The following is a 16705-nucleotide window of genomic DNA, read 5'->3' as shown; positions in this document are numbered from 1 at the left end:
TAGTTCACCCCCCTGTTATTTTCATAAAGTATTCTTCCAAATTCCCTTTGTTCATGCTGATTTCGCTAACACCAATATGGGCATCATGAAAATACCTGTTTACGTCCTCCATGTTTCTTTCTATTTCATAAATTTTTAGAATATAGTCGCTTTCAACATCGAAATCGGTAATCCCTAACTGCTTCTCTAAAATGGGTACGGCTAAGGCTGTGTTGGATACTACCATTTTTATAAAATGGCGATTACGCCGTCTTATTTCATTCATGGGGACTTCTTCAACTAGGCAGCCTTGATGAATAATTCCTATGGTATCGGCAAGCTGTTCCACCTCACTTAGAATATGACTAGAAATGAGTATGGACGTTCCTGCTTCTTTACTTAGCCTGAGAATGAGTGAACGCATTTGCTGAATACCTGCCGGGTCAAGGCTATTCGTTGGTTCGTCCAAAATAATAAATTCAGGATCATGCATTAAGGCCAATGCAATTCCAAGGCGTTGCTTCATGCCCAAAGAGAATTTTCCTGATTTCTTGTTTGTATCTTTCTCCAATCCTACTAATTCCAATGTGTTGTTCACTGCGTTTTTGTTATGGATACCCCGCAAAGAAGCAATCAAGTTCAAATTTTCTATAGCCGTTAAGTTTTCATAAAAGGCCGGGGCTTCAATAAGTGCCCCGATCCTTCTATATCCTCCTGTATTGGACGTAGTCAGTTTTTCACCGAAAACGGTAATCTCCCCACGGGTTTGTTTTACCAAACCCATCACCATCTTTAAAGTTGTCGTCTTTCCGGCACCATTACGGCCAAGTAAAGCATAAATCTCCCCTTGCCGCACATGCATATTGAGATTATTTACTACAAGCTGGTCATTATATTTTTTGGTCAATCCATTGGTTTCTAACACCATCATAAAGTAGTAATCACTCCTCTCCCGCAGGGTCGTAGGGTTTCCTGCGACTCAATTACGCCATCTTTTAAATGAATAACAGAGTCGCCATATAGCGTAGATGCTTCTGAATGGGTAACCTGAATAATCGTTTTTCCGAACTCCCTATTAATACTCTGAAACAGCTCCATAATAGTAGCACCATTGTGGGAATCCAGATTACCTATAGGTTCATCAGCAAGAATAATCTCCGGTTGAAACAGCAAGGCTCTTGCGACGGCAATTCTTTGTTGCTGCCCACCTGATAATTCTCTGGGCGTTGCTGTTCTCTTATGAGACAGTTTTATCAAATCAAGAATTCCCTTCAATTCTATACGATAATCCTTTACACTCCTACCATCTAATATAATGGGCAGGAGGATATTATCCTCAACCGACAGATTAGGCACCAAGTTATGAAATTGAAATACAAAGCCTACGTCCCTGCGTTTCATCTTTGCTTTTTCATCTTCCTTTAATTTACCTATGTCTTTTCCATTGATTATAATCTGTCCAGAAGTTGGGTCATCCAGGCCGCCAAGCAAATATAGCAATGTAGATTTCCCACAGCCTGAAGGTCCCATGATGGAGAGAAAACTACCCTTTTCTACCGAAAAGCTCAGATCATTTAATACTTGTACCTCTTCCTTGCCCATATAGAATGATTTATTTAAATTTATGATTTCGATGCTGTTGTTCACCACACTCACCTATCCTTCTATTCGTATTTCATTTCATTAATTATTGAAAATCTCTTGCCATTTAAGAGGACTGGAAGTGTGGAAAGGACAATTAAAACTAGCAAGAATCCTAATACTAACGGAACATATATTAGATTTAGCCTGATATCATATAGCATTCCGATGAGGCTCAGTAAGTCTTTTGTCAGAAATATCATCGCATAGGAACAAGGGATAAGCAGGAGCATCACCCAAAGCACCACAAAAATAGACTGGAACAGCAATAACCTATTCTTCTGTTGTCTGCTTAACCCGATTGCGTGCAACAGAGCGATGTTCTTCTTTGAGTTTAAATAACTGATTTTGGTGTTGTTTAATACACCGAACGACGCAATGACCAAGGCCATCAATGAGAACAGGCTAAATGCCGCAATGGTCTTTTCGTTTTCAGCAATATTGGCTCTTTCTAGTTCCTCATACGTCACTACCTTTACGTTATAATTTCCCAGTTGTTTCCGCAGGCTATCTCTTAATTTCACATCGTTTCCCGTTGCCTTAGCATTAATCATATTCGTACCAACATAATTAAATTGTTGCTGTAACACATCATTATCTACTAATACAACATAGCCCCCGTACAGCATCTTCATATCTACAAGTCCTGTAACATACAATTCCTTTTCAGTTTGATTAACCGTTAGTGGCAGCTTATCTCCAGCTTGTATACCGAGGGCTTTAGCCATACTTTCTGAGACAATGACCGAAGGTACCTTGGCATTCTTGAATTCCTCATATATGTTTAGGTTCTTAGGCTTTGTCCAGTCAATATACCCGTCATAGCTTAAATACTTATCTTTATCTATTCCCGCAATCTGAAAAGCTGTTCCGTTACGCTGGCCTCCAAATACTTTTAGCTTCTGAAGCGTATCTTGTTCTATATCACTGCGGTTCAGCTCATTTTTCATTAGAGTGTCCGTAATATTGCCAGCTTCTGACGGAACCGTAATCTGTATCTGAAAGTTATTTCTGTTAAAACCATCTGTCATAACTGTTCGAATACTATCACCAACGGATGTGATCGTAATTACCGATAATGCTGCGATCAGCATTAAGGTAATGTTGCCTAACAGTTCTTTCGAAGTCCGGATATTATTAAGGGCTAGAGCCAATACAGGTACTTTGTCCTTGAGTATCCCATATAGCTTAGCTGTTACCACATGAATCAGATTCGGGAGAACTAATAAAATCCCCGCAATGAGCAGAATACACTGAATGCTTACGATCCCGTCTATTTGCACAAGAAACAATAAGAGAGAAATGACAAGAAAGCCACTGCCTAATAGCTTTCTTGTATTATTGCCTGCTCTGTTCTCTACAGCTGCTCCCAATATGACATCCTTGATGGATAGTTTATTGATTTGCAGAATGGGGAGGATCGATGAAATCACAGACAACAAGATTCCAAACAGAACTGCCAATACAAAGTAATAGATGGGGATTGTGGGCCATTTGAATATCCCATACTCTCTATGCGGGGACAGAAAGTAAGCTGCTCCATAGGTGATTCCACTACCAGCTAAAAATGATAGAACACCGCCAATTGCGCCAAAAAGGATGCTTTCCAATAGTAGAACGTTAATAATGTTAGGTTTCGTAGCCCCTTGACTAAAAAAAGTGCCAATCACAGGCATTCTTTCTGCAATAATGAGTCTGAAAGAACTGGAGATAATCACCGCACTGAGCAACATTACGACGGCTAACAGGGCAAAACAGATGATTCTTCCTTCTTTAATTGCATTCAGCATTCCTTGTTGATCCGTAAAACTTGTTCTTGCAACATAGTTTTCATTGGCACTATTAAACTCATCAATGGACGCTTGAGTAGATGGTCCTGTTCCTGTAGCGATAATGTTGTTGTACATTCCCGGCATATTCGATTGCCCAGCCAGAAAATCGTACGGTACAATCATTTGGAACGCTTCGTTGGTATCTCCAAAAAAGATCCCCTCATTCAGGAACAGTCCCGCTACTTGAACGGTTATGTCCTGATGATTCACATTAAGCTGTAAGGTATCATTCACTTTCAAATGAAGATCCTGACTCACTTTCTGTGAAATAATGCATGTTGCACCATGAAAATGGTCCAGTGCTCTTTTTTCATTAATGTTTTTAGTGATGATATCTTGTGTGTTCCTGCCGAGGACTGTCACTGTACTGTTATCCAAGTCATGGCGGTAAATCCCCTTCAATTCTAATTGGGGAACGATATCTTGTACCCCTTTCAAATTCACCTCATCTAATTGAATTCCAACGCTTGGGTCTTTGCTTTTAATTGAAATCTCTTTGTTCTCCATCACCTGAGTATAGGACTCGATGTAGTTATTCATCATAACGTCTGTGACTCCCAAGCTTGCAATGAACAAAGTAGCACTCATCAGGATAGCAAATAGAAGCATGATAAACTTCCCCTTCTTCTCCATCGCTGATGTCATAACAAATTTCAGAAATAATCCCACAGCATTCCACTCCTAACATTTGTGCTTCATGATTTCATTGTAAGGAGTAAATTCTATACGCCACTGATATAATTCTGATTTTTTTCTGATAGTCATACAAAAAGGAGGAAATGCTCTTGGCATTCCCTCCTCTTATCTTGCTAATGGCAATTGCAGCTTAAACACCGTTTGTGAAGATGGCAGGCTACTTACATTAATGTTACCACCCATCTTCTTCATAAGTTCGTAAGCAATCGCAAGACCAAGCCCACCATGTTCTGTTCTAGCCGCATCACCTTGATACAATCGATCAAAAATGAACTCCATATCTTGTGCAGCTATACCGTTTCCATGATCGATGACTTCTACAAAAACATGCTTATTCTCTACATAGACGTGGATTCCTAAATAACAACCTGATTTCCCATGAATAAGCACATTGCGAATTAAGTTTTGGATCACACGATTAAGAGCGGATGGATCTACCTTTACAAAGTATTCTTCATGAGGAATTTGCGTTTCCACATCGAAATGGCTTTTTTCAAGCAGGGGGACGAAATCGATAACAACACCGCGAACCAGTTCACAAATATCTAGTTTTTTCTCTTTCAGTTGAATTTCATTGGCATCAAGCCGCACGAGCTCAAACAACTGGTCAACGCGGCGTTTTAAGTCGTATGATTTTTGCAGCGCGGTTTGCAGATAGAGCTCCCGCTCATTACCATGAACCAGTTTCCCAGTAACGGCTTCCAAATAACCAATAACAGAAGCCAAAGGAGTGCGAACATCATGTGAAAGGTTTGCCAGTAGTTGTTTTCTCGCCTGTTGTTCCCGGTTCACTAGAATACGTTCCTTTTGATAGGATTCCATGAGTTGATTAATTTGCAAGGATAAGTTCGCCGTTTCTTTTCCGGGCATGGTAAATAAATGTAATTTATTATTGCCCTCCAATACTTTTTCCAGTATAGATTCCATTTCTTTAATACGTTTACGAGTTTGCCATTGGCGAACTATTAATCCCACTGAAACAAGCAATACAACAATGAAAAAGATAAGTAATAAATTATTCGTCATAAGCTGCCTCGTAGTGGAAGCGGTATCCCACGCCCCAAACCGTTTGAATATACTGAGGATTGTCCGGATTATCTTCGACTTTCTTACGTGTACGGCGGATTAGCGCCATGATATTGTTATCGTCATACACATATTCCTCGTTCCAAACGTTCTGATAAATTTGTCTTTTACTAAATACTTGTTCAGGATGGCTGGCCAAAAAGTTCAGCAGTTCGAACTCTTTTGCAGTTAATAATATTTCCGTTTCATTCTTAGAAACTAGATGTCTTTCACGATCTATTGTTAACTTCCCAAAAGTAAGAACGTGGTTACTTTCCTTATCGTCTACTCGACCCCCGAATACTGTAAACCTTCGAATCAAACTGTTCACACGGGCATTCAATTCAGAAAGACTGAATGGCTTGGTAAGATAATCGTCTGCACCTGCTTTCAGACCTAATACCTTGTCCATTTCTTGATCTTTCGCTGATAGCATAAGAACCGGCATATTACAGGTTCTGCGCAGTTCAGCTAGAACCTCTAAGCCGCCTACTTCCGGTAACATCACATCTAACACAACCAGCTCATAGTGATTATTTCTCACCATGTTTATTCCTGCGAGCCCGGAATGAGCCACGTCTACGGAATAACCCTCACTTTCAAGGCATTTTTTCAATACCGTACATAATTCTATATCATCATCAACGATGATTACTCTTTTCACCATGTTCATTGTGCACCTCAATTTTAGTAATTCATTTAGCTGTAATACAAAGATATTTAATTGCCTCGCCGATCCAGGTTTCCCGCCTCTGATTATTGCCATTAATCATAAAATAAGTGCTACACATACGCTACAGCAAAACGCACAAGCCAATGGCTTGTGCGTTTTGCTTTTTACGACTTCATGGGCCCTATAGGGCTTTGCCTCATAATAATTCTTAAACAACTGGACTAAATTAACTTCAAGCGATTCTGTTATCTTATATAAATTCAATAAAGAAACATTCTTCTCACATTCTACCTCTAAACCGTTTAATCGCATCCTCGGTCACCGGCTCGAAGAGGTTAATAAGGTTGCCGTCGGGATCGCGGAACAGCATAGAACGGTTCCCCCACGGCATCGTGGTCGGTTCCTTTACCCAATTATCGACAAATGGCTTCAAGCGTACATATTCGGCCTCGACATCGACGACACGGAACTCAATAATGACAGTACGATTATTAGCCCCCACTACGGAACCGGCGCCGAATAACTGCGCCGTTTGGGAGTGGCCGATGGCAAGGGTGCATGATGGCACAACGAGTTCGGCAAATACAGGCGCGGGTCGCTCCGCCGAAACCCCCATAACGTGCTCATAGAACTCGACGAGACGGTCCACGTCGTCCGTAATGATGCGTACAGAAGCGAAGTTCACCAGATATCATCCTTCCTAATTTTTTAATTATCTATCTCTCTTACATTTACATGTTCAATTATAAAAAAACGCTACTGACAACGTTATGTCAGTAGCGTTTTAGAATTTCCAGGGCTTCCTCACGAATCGAATGGTTCGGGTTCCAACACTATGGCGGATCTTATCGGGATTTTCAACTGAATCCTGAAATGCTTGTCTAACCTCCGCAATAGTCCTACCTTGGAATGTGATTACATCCCTAAGGTGCAGCACTTCAGACCATGAACGAGCGGATGTGCGCGATCATGGCGTCCAATCCCGCTTCGAGCGGGCTCGTCTCCCTGCGGACCTGTGTAAGAAGAAGTCCGCCCTGAAGGGCGGTCAGCAGCGCAAGCGCGAGGCTGTCCGGATCACCGTCGGCTCTCATCTCACCGCGCTCATGCATTGCGCGAAGTCCTCGTCTAATGGAGTGCTCCCACTGCACAAATGCGGACACGAGTTCGGTACGAGCCGCCGGTTCCGTATCGGCCAGCTCGCTGACAAGCGAGCCGATGGCACACCCCCCCTGACATTTTCGTTCAATCTGAACTTGTACGATCGCATCCCGCCAAGTTTGCAGCGCCTCCATACTGTCCAGATGGCTCAGTAAGGGCTCCTGGGCATTCAGTACACACTCCGTCTGATACACAATGACCGCCAGAACGAGCTCTCGCTTTTCCTTGAAATAATGATATAGCTGAGAGGCGCTTACCTTCGCCTCCCGCTGAACGTCTTCCACACTTGTACCCGCAACACCCCGCTCAAACATCAGTTTGGCCGCAGCGGCTACAATACGTGAGCGGGTCTCTTTTCCCTTTTTTGTCAGCCGATGCTCTTGCTTTTTGATTTCAGTTAAGTTTTCCATACTTGTAGTATATCAAAAATGGAGTTGACAATCCAGAATCGCAACGTTATGATGAGTTCGTAAATAGTGGAGTGAACACTCCAAAATTAAGCAACGAGAAATTTTCTACAGATCCGTTTGGTGGCAACAGCGGAGGGGTCACACGCGTACCCATCCCGAACACGACCGTTAAGCTCTCCATCGCCAATGGTACTTGGACCGCAAGGTCCTGGGAGATTAGGACGTTGCCATGCGGGTCCTCTAGGACTGCTCTTTGTTCCTTGAAAACCGAATAGCGAAACAGTTCCGATAATATAATCCAAAAGGAGATGTATGTGCATGCCTCTAACCCTTACTCTTACAGAAGGTGTTTTACCCCAAGGAACCGAGAAACTAGCGTTCTCACGTCTAAGTGACCTGATGTTAGAATGGCACGGGCTTAGCGGCAACAAGATCATGACACCAAACATTGTCGGCTCCATTCACATCATTTCGCAAGAGCACACATTCTCTGGCTCGAAAGAAGCGCCTGTCGCTTTTATTGAATGGAAAACCCCAGCGACAGCATTTAATACCCGAGAAATTCAACAGGGGTATTTCATGGAAGCGACCGACATCATTCATGAAATGTCAGGTGGAAATTTACCAAAAGAGCAAATCTGGATCAACGTTATTCATGCAGTCGATGGAGCATGGGGCATTGGTGGTCAAGCATTGACTAACGAACAATTAGGCGGAGCGCTTTCGCAAGGCTAGGGAATCATTTCATTAAGGACCTTCCCCATGAAGTAGTTTTGGTACGTTTCGCATTCGGTTTTTAGGGGCCCATATTCAGTACTTCTTCCTCATACGATTGAAACGCGTTTTCTATTCCCATCACAACATCTTTGATTTTCATATACCCTTTGGTGTACGGGAGCGAGTCTCTGATTTCTTCCCACATATAGTGGTACTGCTTTAAGTCTACCGTTTCGCACAGGACAAAATCCGTATAATCTTTTCCAGGCAGCGCTTCTGCGTCAAAGAATCGCACTTTGACGTGCTGACCGTATTTTTGTATAATCTCCTGCAATGAATCGGCATATGTTCTCCGTTCCTCCCGAGGCAATGCAAGCCAGGAAGGATAAAACTCCAACAGCACAACCATCATGTACCGCATTTCTTTACCACCTTTATTTGCTTATTTTTGTTTTATTTTAGCGGCAAAGCGCTGGCTTCGCATTAACATAGGTTAATCTTTTTCCGAATGAAGGATCCGGCTCAGAGAAACAGGGGTAATTCCCAAATAGGACGCAATGTGATACTGAGGAATCCGATGGCCCAATCCAGGGTACTTGACCAAAAACACGTCATATCTTTCCTTCGCGGTCAGGTAAAGCAATTCCCGCTCTCTTTCTTCCTTTCGTATATATAATCTTTCAACACTCTTATACACAAAACGTTCCCATGCACGGCTTTTATCCATTAACTCCTTCAGAATATCATAAGATATTTCGATAACTGCAGAGTCTTCCATAGCCTCGATTGTAAAGAAAGAAGGCGTCCCCATGACCATGGCACCATAAGAAGTAGCAAAATCATTTTCCACCGTAAAGGCAACATTATATTCCCTGCCGTCTTGAAGCGTATAATACAGGCGAAATAAGCCCATTGTGCAAAAATAAGCATGCTTCACCAATTGTTCCGCCTGAATTAGGGTGACTCCTTTAGGGATTCGTTTTGTTCGTGTACGTTCTTCAAACAGGTTCCAGTCCTCATCGGAAAGGTGCGCTGCTTGAGGAAGATCTCTTATCGCACTGTAGTCAATATCCATCAGGAATAACACCCCCTAGTTTTTTTGTCGCAAGTGACAACATCTATTGAGCGAAATCGAAAGGCACACGATGGGTGCCCTCTTCGCGTAAATTATAAGGTATACTTCATACTTATCCTCGTTTCTATATTTATTTTGCAAACAGTGCTGTTTGTTGTCTCATCTGTTGTTTTGAACAAGCATACTGTTAAAGAGCCAGCGAAAGTTCCATCTGAAATACTGGGGCAGATGCCAATCCTCATAGCCTTTTAATACCCCTTGTTCCAGCCAGTAAGACTCTGATTTCCCGCTTTTTACAGCTCCAGAAACATAAGTGATCGTATTCTCCAAAAAGCGTATGACATCCGTGATTCGATCTGAATTAGATACCTCTCCGTGTCCAGGAATGACAGTATCGACCTTGAGGTCTTTTTGAATGCGTTTAAGGATGCGTATCCAAGCGTATGGATTACCGTATGGTATGACCGGAATGGTCTTAGTCGTTATTAAATCGCCCGCGATCAAAGTTTGCTCTTCTGGAACGTACACAACAGCATCACTTAAAGAATGGCCGCCTCCGTAAGATAGAACTTCGATTGTTCGCTTTGTTCCTTGAATAACGAGTTTATCCTCAAAAGTTATCGTGGGTATCACCCTGCAAAGGGAAGGGATGGCATCATAAAGGGCACGCTGTACGGAAAGATCATAGTCGATTTCAGTCAGCATGTGGGGATCTTTTTGCGTTGAACGTACCTGATTTAGGCTAGTTATTATCTTTTGAATGTTTTGCTGCATGAGATCAATATTCACTTCACCCATATCAGAAAGCAAATCTCTTGTCCAAACGGTAGATATAAATTCGCTTTTCATAAATTGCTGATTACCGTTGACATGATCTCCATGAAAATGTGTATTCACTACATATTTAACCGGTTTGTTTGTTAATTGTTCAGCAGTATGACGTAACAAAGCACCAGAATGTGGCAGGTTGGTTGTATCCACTACAACGGTTAAATCCCCAAGATCAATAATTGCTGAATTCCCCAGAGAACCGCTACCTGGAACCGAAATAACACCCCAGATACCTTCCGATGCTTGTTGAATGGTGAAATACTCGTTGTTCATTGTTGCACCCCTTTATCAATTAGTAGAGTTAACTTACAAGTTAGAGTCAACTGGAAGTCAAGAGATTCTTCAGGGTGAAGTTAGGGGGAATTGTAAACATTCGCTTTGAGTTGACTGAAAGCTGTATAATATTTTTCAATATCAGCATTAAAAAGGAGGGGCAGAAATCGGATGCTTACAATCAGTCAAGTGTCAGAAAAAACGGGATTAACTCCTTATACGATACGTTATTATGAAAAAATCGGGGTACTACATGAACCCAAGCGTAGTAATGGAGGGGCACGTGTCTACAAAGAAAGCGAGGTTTCCTACATTCAATGTCTAAATAAACTAAAAAAATTGGGTTTATCGCTTGAGGAGATTACGGAATTTACTCGTGAGGGCTGTGTAATGGATAAAATTCAACAAGGGGAAAATCCTTCTAATTATAATCCCACCTTAAAAAAGCGGATTGAAATCCTTGAGAAGCATCTGATGGAACTGGAATCCAGGCGACAAGAAATTGAATACATGATTTCTCTCGCCGAAGAGAAACTTACCCTATACCAAGAACTTACGAAAGAAGACATAGTAAATACTAGATAATCGCGGCCTAATCCTACGTGAACACTGCAGGGTGTCTGATGTAGAAAATTAGACACCCTGTGCCAGTTCATTGAATGCAAGCACTTCCGGGACGAGTATGTAATCTGAATGATTTCCATTCTACAGGTGCGGCAATTCCTCTGACTCATCTCAAGAGGCAAAACTTGCGACTGCTTGATAGCGAAAGCTAATGAAGCTAATGAAGCAGCCAAAATGAATTAAATATACTTGTCCTGACTTGTCTGTAGTTGCCTGTAAACCTCTCTAAAATTATCACCCACAGTATTACCCCCTTGCCTGGATCATATAGAAATATGTTATCATATGTCTCCTACAAAGCAGTGCCTTGGCCCAAATTTCGCCCCACTTATGATACGGTTCACCGCGCTGGCTGTAACGGCAAGTTTTAAGGCCATCCCGCAAAGGATGGCCTTTTTGCTTAGCTTTTTGTACTCCTAGTTTTTAATTGCCTTTACAGGCTCCAACAAAATCAAGTGATACTCGTTCCCACTTCCATCTGGTTTTTCGTTGCGAATGTGTTCTTCCAAACATAGTCGTGATCGATCAGAATGGTAAATTCCGTCCTTTGACAAACCCTTCATTAAAGTTTTCCACGATAAATTAACATCGTCACTACTCTCAAGCATTGCATAAAGACCACCAGGTAGAACCATTTCTTTCAGATGCTTCGGAACCGTAATTCCGTCTGGAATTGTCGCACACATACCATAACCATAAGGTTTTCCGAGATGGCTTGGCATCGGTTTAACATTGCCACCGAAAAAACGTGCTGTACCTAATAAATTCGAGGATTTTATCCACTCTAGCACCGGTGCCATTGCTTCATCTTCCGGAGAGACACCAATGGCTATATTGTAGGCTACTCTCATAGGAGGAAGGGCAATGATTTTGACCATACTACTTTCACTTAAACTGCGCATAAACAAGTCCTCCGTCTCAGTAAGGATTACATCAACATTTGAAAAACAACCTACATCTTGTTTTTGAAGGAATTTTTGAACTTGTTCTAGTTGTTCTTGAAAAAGAGATAATTCAGCTTTCTGTAACTGTAGTTCGGAGATCTTATTTTTAACAACCATGCTCAACTGTGATAGGGATTTGTTTGCAATCACAGTTTTAATATCCTTTATGGGAATATCCATTTTTCTTAAAATGGCTGTAATTCTGATACAAAGGAGTGCATTCTCGCCATACACTCTCCATCCAGAGGATGTATCCCTTTCACTCTTGAACAATCCTTCTGATTCCCAGTGCCGTAAGGTGCGACTCGTCAGTCCCATCTGCTCCGACAATTTATTTATTGCAACAGATCTGTTCATTTTGGGTCTCCTTTCCGAGCTCTAAGTATATTCTAGCACTTGACGCTACGATAACTTCAAGGGTTTCCCAAAAATTAACTTGTTTTAGCCCAACATGAAAAACCCTTGCCAGGCATGGAGTTTGCCTGCTCTCCACCAAAAAAACTTGCCGTTACTTGTGGTACGGTTCACCGTATCATAAGTGGGGACAAACGAATAAATGCAATCAAACTTAAGGTAACCTTTGAACACTACCAACCGTGTTCGGGATTTTTATTAATCCCATGATTATTACAATGTAAAAGAGCCATCCGCCTAATGAGTCAGAACCACTTTGTCACTATATAGAGCCAGGCGGGTACGGGTTGTAATGTTAATTAAAAGCATTTTTTATATTTACATTTTTTCCCTATTAGGTTAACCTTATAATGAATCCAAAAGAAAGTGAGTGAGTTTATGAGTGCGACAATAATTAATACGCCAAATACTATTATTCGAGGCACGGAAGGATAATTAGGCTTTCTTGCTAATACACTTCCGTGCAACTACTACACGGAGGGAAAAACATTGAGTATTGATAAAAAAGCTTCAGGTATTGAATATAACGGCGGTTTCTACGAAGAAATTGGAGATTTCATTCGTGATAATTATTTGAAATTCGGATTTACCAAGGGAACAATACAGGAAGTTGACTTTTTGGTAGAACTGATGAGCCTTAAACCAAATAATTGCATTTTGGATATTGGCTGCGGACCAGGTCGTCATAGCTTAGAACTTGCCCGACGTGGTTTTAAATCAGTAGGCGTTGATATTTCTTCGGAATTTATCAAATACGCCAATCAAGCAGCAATAAATGAAAAGCTAAATGCAGAGTTTTTGGTTGCGGATGCTCGTGAACTAACCTTTAACCAAGAATTTGATGCAGCTATTTGTCTTTGCGAAGGTGCGTTTGGTTTAGCTGGCAGTGAGGAGAACCATAGAAATGTTCTAAGAGGTGTCCATCAATCATTACGAGCTGGTTCTTTATTTATTCTTACGGTTGTTAATGCTCTAAATTTGGCTCGAAATGTTAATGACGAATCGCACTTTGACCCATACTCTTGTACGATTATCGATAAAGATGAGGTCATTAGCCCAGAAAGGCGAAACAAAAGAAGTATCTATTTATACTACTGCCTTTACTTTCCGAGAATTAAAAATGCTTTTAGAAAGTGAAGGATTTGAAGTCGAAGCAGCTTATGGTTGCATGGCGGGACAATTCAGTAACAATCCGTTAAAGGTAGACAGTATGGAAATCATGATAATTTCTCGTCGCAAATAATCTTAGGGGGCTTGAGTAAATCAAGCCTCTTTTTTATAATCGCTCTACCTTAACCACCAAAGTTACCCGGGGCATTATCAAAGAAATACTCTTCACCATAACACTCTGTACGCGGAATACCCCCATCGCAGAGTCTGCCGTCCGGGCATTTATGTACGCCATAATCTGACTGCTGCCGCTGTTGGTTTCGCCCCCGCCATCATATCGCCAGAACCATCCCTTTGGCTACCTACACAATCTCTTTATTAAAATGTCCTCTTGTGTCTGTTTCCTGATTAAAGACAGCATTTTTCATTGAGCCATTTAATTTACCTGACGCCATATGAATGACTTTCACAACCTGCTCTTTGGATTCAACTGTGAAGTTTAATCTGAGCGCCTCGATTCCTTTGATGTTTGGTAGCTCATCTAAAAGATTAAGCGTCTTCCCATTAAGGAGAGTCGTTGTACAATCATTATGGGAAATTATAGGGAACGATCCGTGCTCATCTTTTAACTCATAGCTCTTCGTTTTGCAAATTCTGCATTGATTCATTTTTTTCATCGGACAATATTTTGTAAACATCAAAGGAACCCTACCATATACAATCATTTCTAGTGCAGGATAGCCGTCATTTTCTTCATAATAAGCATTCATTAAATCTTCAATTTGGCTCTTATTCAATTCATAGGATAAAGTGACTCGTTTTGCACCTAATTTATATAATTCATAGCAACTAGTAGCATTAACAACATTTAGAGAATAGTCCGTAACAAACGGATTCGTTTCTCTGTAGTGATAAATTCCACCATATCCTCCGATGAGTAGCTGCCCTTCTTTTTCCTTATAATCAATCTGATTTCTTCTAACAACGTTTTTAAAATAGATCTCCTTAATTCCACAGCTCACGCAAGCATCGTACTGCTCCTTAGTCGTTACAGAGGCCGTAAGGTATGGTTCTTCAGGGGCAAAGCTTATTTTTTCTTTTGCTTCCAAAGCCTTGGTTCGTTTCTTTTGGCTGTTAAGCTTCAAGTCATATAAGCCCAGTACAATATCCCTTCTTGCTGCATTTAACAGTTTAGCTGGAATAAACGCATTGCATTCTTCATATTCCACATGATTAAGTTCGAATATCGTATCATTTAATCTTGAAAATTGCTTGATTACCTGGTCTTTCGTTGTTGGATTATTAATGGCTTCGCCTAGTATTTCCTCGCTTTCATATGAATAATTAAAGCCTAAGCCCTCCGCATCTATGAAAAGCTTTGAATCTGGACATGCATATACTCTAATATCTATAACCTTTGCATTTGTTGTCTGCAGTTCAAATGCTGCCAATGTCAACCGTCTACGTCGGATGTACTCAGATAACGATACTCCAGTAATATACGGAAACATTCTTTGAAAATGATAAGTAGAGCAACAGGCTCTCTGAGCTATTTCATCATATGAGATATTGTCCGCCAGATTTGCTTCGATATATTCCATGGCGCTAATCATCCTGTCCAACCAATCCATCGTTTTCCCTCCCTTCAAGATAAATTTTATCGGAGATAAGAAGTGAATGCCGTGCATTCTCTGCACAAAAAAGTCAGCAAAAAACTTGCCCCTACTTATGATACGGTTCACCGTATCATCTCTAACGCGAAATCATTTGTTGTTTTTTCTATGTATTTTTAATAGCGCGAAATCAAGAAGCACCCTCTTAGGGTGCCCTTATTGTCCTTCTATGTTTTGCTTGCTAAGCGACTCTATTCAGCATCATCGCGGCTTGCACTGTGTCAGCCGGTAGATTGCTAGGAATGTTGTTATACAAGTATTGTACCGCCGTGCACCGCGTGCGGCGGGATCGAGTCCACTTCTATCCAAGCGACGAAGTACTCGGAGATCAGACCCATGAGCCTGATCATGCCCCTTGCCCTCCTTCAACACGCTGACCACACCGTACGCCGCCCGCATGGCTCACGACCGCCACACCATTAGAAGACACGTACTAGCCCAACCGGGGTTGCGGTGCCCAATCAGTCACCTCAAAGACGGTGGCCGCGTCTCATTCCACCCTCCGGTCAAGCCGTAGGGCAGGCTCAGCCTTGAAACGCTCTTGGGACTAGATGGCATTCTGCTGTTCCAGCCATCTCAAAATCGCTTGGTTTGTTTCTTCCGGCTTTTCTTCCTGGATCCAATGACCGCAATCCAGATTGACCACTTCCACATAGGGCACGAACTTTGTCAGGTTTTCAGACTTCGCAACCACATCCCGGTCGCCGTAGATCATGAGGGTCGGCTGCTGGATGATTGGGTTCACTTTCGCCAATAACCGCCAGTTGCGGTCAAGGTTCCTGTACCAATTTATGCTGCCCGTGAATCCTGATGTTTCAAAAGCGGAGACGTAAACGGCCAGCTCACTTTCGCTCATTACGGGCTCACCGAGCGGTGTTTCTGCTCTGGCGAGATTGATCAACGCCATACCTGGCTCAGGTGCTCTGAGAGGCTCGTTCTTCCGGTACAGGTTGCGAAGGAACCTGTATGTATTGTCTTCGAATACGGCGTCCGCGACGCCTGGCTGTCGATTGAAGTGGACGAAATAGAAATCGCCGCCAAGTATTTCTTCCATGAACTCGATCCAGGGTTTTTCTCCGCGCTCTTGGTAAGGCAAGCTCAGATTTATCACTTTATTGACGCGGTTTGGATGCAACAAGGTCAGTCCCCAAACGACAAATGCACCCCAGTCATGACCGACAAAGGTAGCGTCCTCGTATCCATAGTGATCGAGAAGCGCGATGAGATCACCTGACAAGTGTTCAATGTCATAGTCTGTTACTTCGGGCGGACGGGATGAGTTGCTGTAACCCCGCTGGTTGGGGACGATGACATGGTAGCCCGCTGCGGCAAGGGCGGCCATCTGATGGCGCCAAGAAAAGGCATGCTCTGGCCAGCCGTGGCAGAGTACAATAGGTTTTCCAGCGTTTTCTCGGCCTGCTTCAAACACTTCGAGTTCCACACCATTGACTGAGATAAGGGTGGGCTTGGGAAAATCGGTTGGATTAAACATTAAATCAAAACCTCCTTCTTGTGATACATGTAGTATAATGGATAAACGGTGACATCTTATTGTCACCGTTCTGAATTCATGTAGAAAAAAGAGGGCAA

At 42.1% G+C, this 16705-nt stretch carries 16 protein-coding genes, 1 rRNA gene and 1 pseudogene; 4 read left to right on the top strand and 14 right to left on the bottom strand.

Features of this window, described 5'->3' with window-relative positions:
- Nucleotides 1-4: 4 nt before the first annotated feature.
- The 7 genes from A3842_RS00145 to A3842_RS00115 all read right to left on the bottom strand — a co-directional run bounded on the left by A3842_RS00145 (nt 5) and on the right by A3842_RS00115 (nt 7454).
- Nucleotides 5-910 (bottom strand): ABC transporter ATP-binding protein, encoded by a 906-nt coding sequence (locus tag A3842_RS00145; RefSeq protein WP_074100015.1) that lies wholly within the window; start codon nt 908-910, stop codon nt 5-7.
- A complete protein-coding gene (locus A3842_RS00140; protein WP_074100158.1) occupies nt 907-1626 on the bottom strand; it encodes an ABC transporter ATP-binding protein in 720 nt (239 codons plus the stop codon). The genes A3842_RS00145 and A3842_RS00140 overlap by 4 nt, the downstream gene beginning before the upstream one ends.
- 17 nt (nt 1627-1643) lie before the next feature.
- The gene (locus A3842_RS00135) at nt 1644-4121 is read right to left on the bottom strand and encodes an ABC transporter permease (protein WP_074100014.1); all 2478 of its coding nucleotides are present in this window, start codon (nt 4119-4121) and stop codon (nt 1644-1646) included.
- 132 nt (nt 4122-4253) lie between these two features.
- Nucleotides 4254-5174 (bottom strand): sensor histidine kinase, encoded by a 921-nt coding sequence (locus A3842_RS00130; RefSeq protein ID WP_074100013.1) that lies wholly within the window; start codon nt 5172-5174, stop codon nt 4254-4256.
- The gene (locus A3842_RS00125; protein ID WP_371915969.1) at nt 5164-5880 is read right to left on the bottom strand and encodes a response regulator transcription factor; all 717 of its coding nucleotides are present in this window, start codon (nt 5878-5880) and stop codon (nt 5164-5166) included. Before A3842_RS00125 ends, A3842_RS00130 begins: the two co-directional genes overlap by 11 nt.
- 286 nt (nt 5881-6166) lie before the next feature.
- Entirely contained in the window at nt 6167-6571 is a 405-nt protein-coding gene (locus tag A3842_RS00120) for a VOC family protein (protein WP_074100011.1), read from the bottom strand.
- A 253-nt stretch (nt 6572-6824) separates the two neighbouring features.
- Nucleotides 6825-7454: a TetR/AcrR family transcriptional regulator gene (locus tag A3842_RS00115; RefSeq protein ID WP_074100010.1), complete on the bottom strand. Its 630-nt coding sequence runs from the start codon at nt 7452-7454 to the stop codon at nt 6825-6827.
- A 116-nt stretch (nt 7455-7570) separates the two neighbouring features.
- Between A3842_RS00115 and rrf the strand changes: the two genes are divergently transcribed.
- Together rrf and A3842_RS00105 are read left to right on the top strand one after the other, a co-directional pair.
- Nucleotides 7571-7687: ribosomal RNA gene (gene rrf, locus A3842_RS00110) — 5S ribosomal RNA — on the top strand.
- A gap of 85 nt (nt 7688-7772) precedes the next feature.
- A complete protein-coding gene (locus A3842_RS00105; RefSeq protein ID WP_074100009.1) occupies nt 7773-8189 on the top strand; it encodes a 4-oxalocrotonate tautomerase in 417 nt (138 codons plus the stop codon).
- A gap of 61 nt (nt 8190-8250) precedes the next feature.
- On the opposite strand, the gene A3842_RS00100 is transcribed toward A3842_RS00105, so the two are convergent.
- The 3 genes from A3842_RS00100 to A3842_RS00090 all read right to left on the bottom strand — a co-directional run bounded on the left by A3842_RS00100 (nt 8251) and on the right by A3842_RS00090 (nt 10350).
- The gene (locus A3842_RS00100) at nt 8251-8592 is read right to left on the bottom strand and encodes a darcynin family protein (protein ID WP_074100008.1); all 342 of its coding nucleotides are present in this window, start codon (nt 8590-8592) and stop codon (nt 8251-8253) included.
- 72 nt (nt 8593-8664) lie between these two features.
- Nucleotides 8665-9246 carry a Crp/Fnr family transcriptional regulator gene (locus tag A3842_RS00095; protein WP_074100007.1) on the bottom strand — a complete coding sequence of 194 codons (582 nt, stop codon included), beginning with the start codon at nt 9244-9246 and terminating at the stop codon, nt 8665-8667.
- Nucleotides 9247-9405: 159 nt separating this feature from the next.
- Nucleotides 9406-10350 (bottom strand): MBL fold metallo-hydrolase, encoded by a 945-nt coding sequence (locus A3842_RS00090; protein ID WP_074100006.1) that lies wholly within the window; start codon nt 10348-10350, stop codon nt 9406-9408.
- 171 nt (nt 10351-10521) lie between these two features.
- Between A3842_RS00090 and A3842_RS00085 the strand changes: the two genes are divergently transcribed.
- Entirely contained in the window at nt 10522-10935 is a 414-nt protein-coding gene (locus tag A3842_RS00085; protein WP_074088237.1) for a MerR family transcriptional regulator, read from the top strand.
- 455 nt (nt 10936-11390) lie between these two features.
- Here the strand turns inward: A3842_RS00085 and A3842_RS00080 are convergent, their stop codons facing one another.
- A complete protein-coding gene (locus A3842_RS00080; protein ID WP_074100005.1) occupies nt 11391-12275 on the bottom strand; it encodes a MerR family transcriptional regulator in 885 nt (294 codons plus the stop codon).
- 546 nt (nt 12276-12821) lie between these two features.
- Here A3842_RS00080 and A3842_RS00075 point away from each other — a divergent pair.
- Nucleotides 12822-13469 carry a class I SAM-dependent methyltransferase gene (locus A3842_RS00075; RefSeq protein ID WP_074100004.1) on the top strand — a complete coding sequence of 216 codons (648 nt, stop codon included), beginning with the start codon at nt 12822-12824 and terminating at the stop codon, nt 13467-13469.
- A gap of 335 nt (nt 13470-13804) precedes the next feature.
- Here the strand turns inward: A3842_RS00075 and A3842_RS00070 are convergent, their stop codons facing one another.
- The 3 genes and pseudogenes from A3842_RS00070 to A3842_RS00065 all read right to left on the bottom strand — a co-directional run bounded on the left by A3842_RS00070 (nt 13805) and on the right by A3842_RS00065 (nt 16607).
- Entirely contained in the window at nt 13805-14551 is a 747-nt protein-coding gene (locus A3842_RS00070; RefSeq protein ID WP_371915971.1) for a U32 family peptidase, read from the bottom strand.
- A gap of 54 nt (nt 14552-14605) precedes the next feature.
- Nucleotides 14606-15073 (bottom strand): annotated as a pseudogene (locus A3842_RS33660) (U32 family peptidase); the annotation flags it as partial.
- Between the two features lie 589 nt (nt 15074-15662).
- Nucleotides 15663-16607 (bottom strand): alpha/beta fold hydrolase, encoded by a 945-nt coding sequence (locus A3842_RS00065; RefSeq protein ID WP_074087059.1) that lies wholly within the window; start codon nt 16605-16607, stop codon nt 15663-15665.
- Nucleotides 16608-16705: the final 98 nt, after the last annotated feature.

The organism is Paenibacillus sp. P3E (assembly GCF_001909045.1).
In the GTDB taxonomy this organism is placed as follows: domain Bacteria; phylum Bacillota; class Bacilli; order Paenibacillales; family Paenibacillaceae; genus Paenibacillus_AQ; species Paenibacillus_AQ helianthi.
Note: the sequence above shows the minus strand (reverse complement) of the source record. Positions and strands in the feature narration are given on the sequence as shown.

What these genes read in the sequence shown, in the direction of transcription:
- A3842_RS00125 (WP_371915969.1), bottom strand. Translation starts at nt 5,880, where the DNA reads ATGGTGAAAAGAGTAATCATCGTTGATGATGATATAGAATTATGTACG.
- A3842_RS00080 (WP_074100005.1), bottom strand. Translation starts at nt 12,275, where the DNA reads ATGAACAGATCTGTTGCAATAAATAAATTGTCGGAGCAGATGGGACTG.
- A3842_RS00115 (WP_074100010.1), bottom strand. Translation starts at nt 7,454, where the DNA reads ATGGAAAACTTAACTGAAATCAAAAAGCAAGAGCATCGGCTGACAAAA.
- A3842_RS00100 (WP_074100008.1), bottom strand. Translation starts at nt 8,592, where the DNA reads ATGCGGTACATGATGGTTGTGCTGTTGGAGTTTTATCCTTCCTGGCTT.
- A3842_RS00130 (WP_074100013.1), bottom strand. Translation starts at nt 5,174, where the DNA reads ATGACGAATAATTTATTACTTATCTTTTTCATTGTTGTATTGCTTGTT.
- A3842_RS00090 (WP_074100006.1), bottom strand. Translation starts at nt 10,350, where the DNA reads ATGAACAACGAGTATTTCACCATTCAACAAGCATCGGAAGGTATCTGG.
- A3842_RS00065 (WP_074087059.1), bottom strand. Translation starts at nt 16,607, where the DNA reads ATGTTTAATCCAACCGATTTTCCCAAGCCCACCCTTATCTCAGTCAAT.
- A3842_RS00085 (WP_074088237.1), top strand. Translation starts at nt 10,522, where the DNA reads ATGCTTACAATCAGTCAAGTGTCAGAAAAAACGGGATTAACTCCTTAT.
- A3842_RS00145 (WP_074100015.1), bottom strand. Translation starts at nt 910, where the DNA reads ATGATGGTGTTAGAAACCAATGGATTGACCAAAAAATATAATGACCAG.
- A3842_RS00095 (WP_074100007.1), bottom strand. Translation starts at nt 9,246, where the DNA reads ATGGATATTGACTACAGTGCGATAAGAGATCTTCCTCAAGCAGCGCAC.
- A3842_RS00105 (WP_074100009.1), top strand. Translation starts at nt 7,773, where the DNA reads ATGCCTCTAACCCTTACTCTTACAGAAGGTGTTTTACCCCAAGGAACC.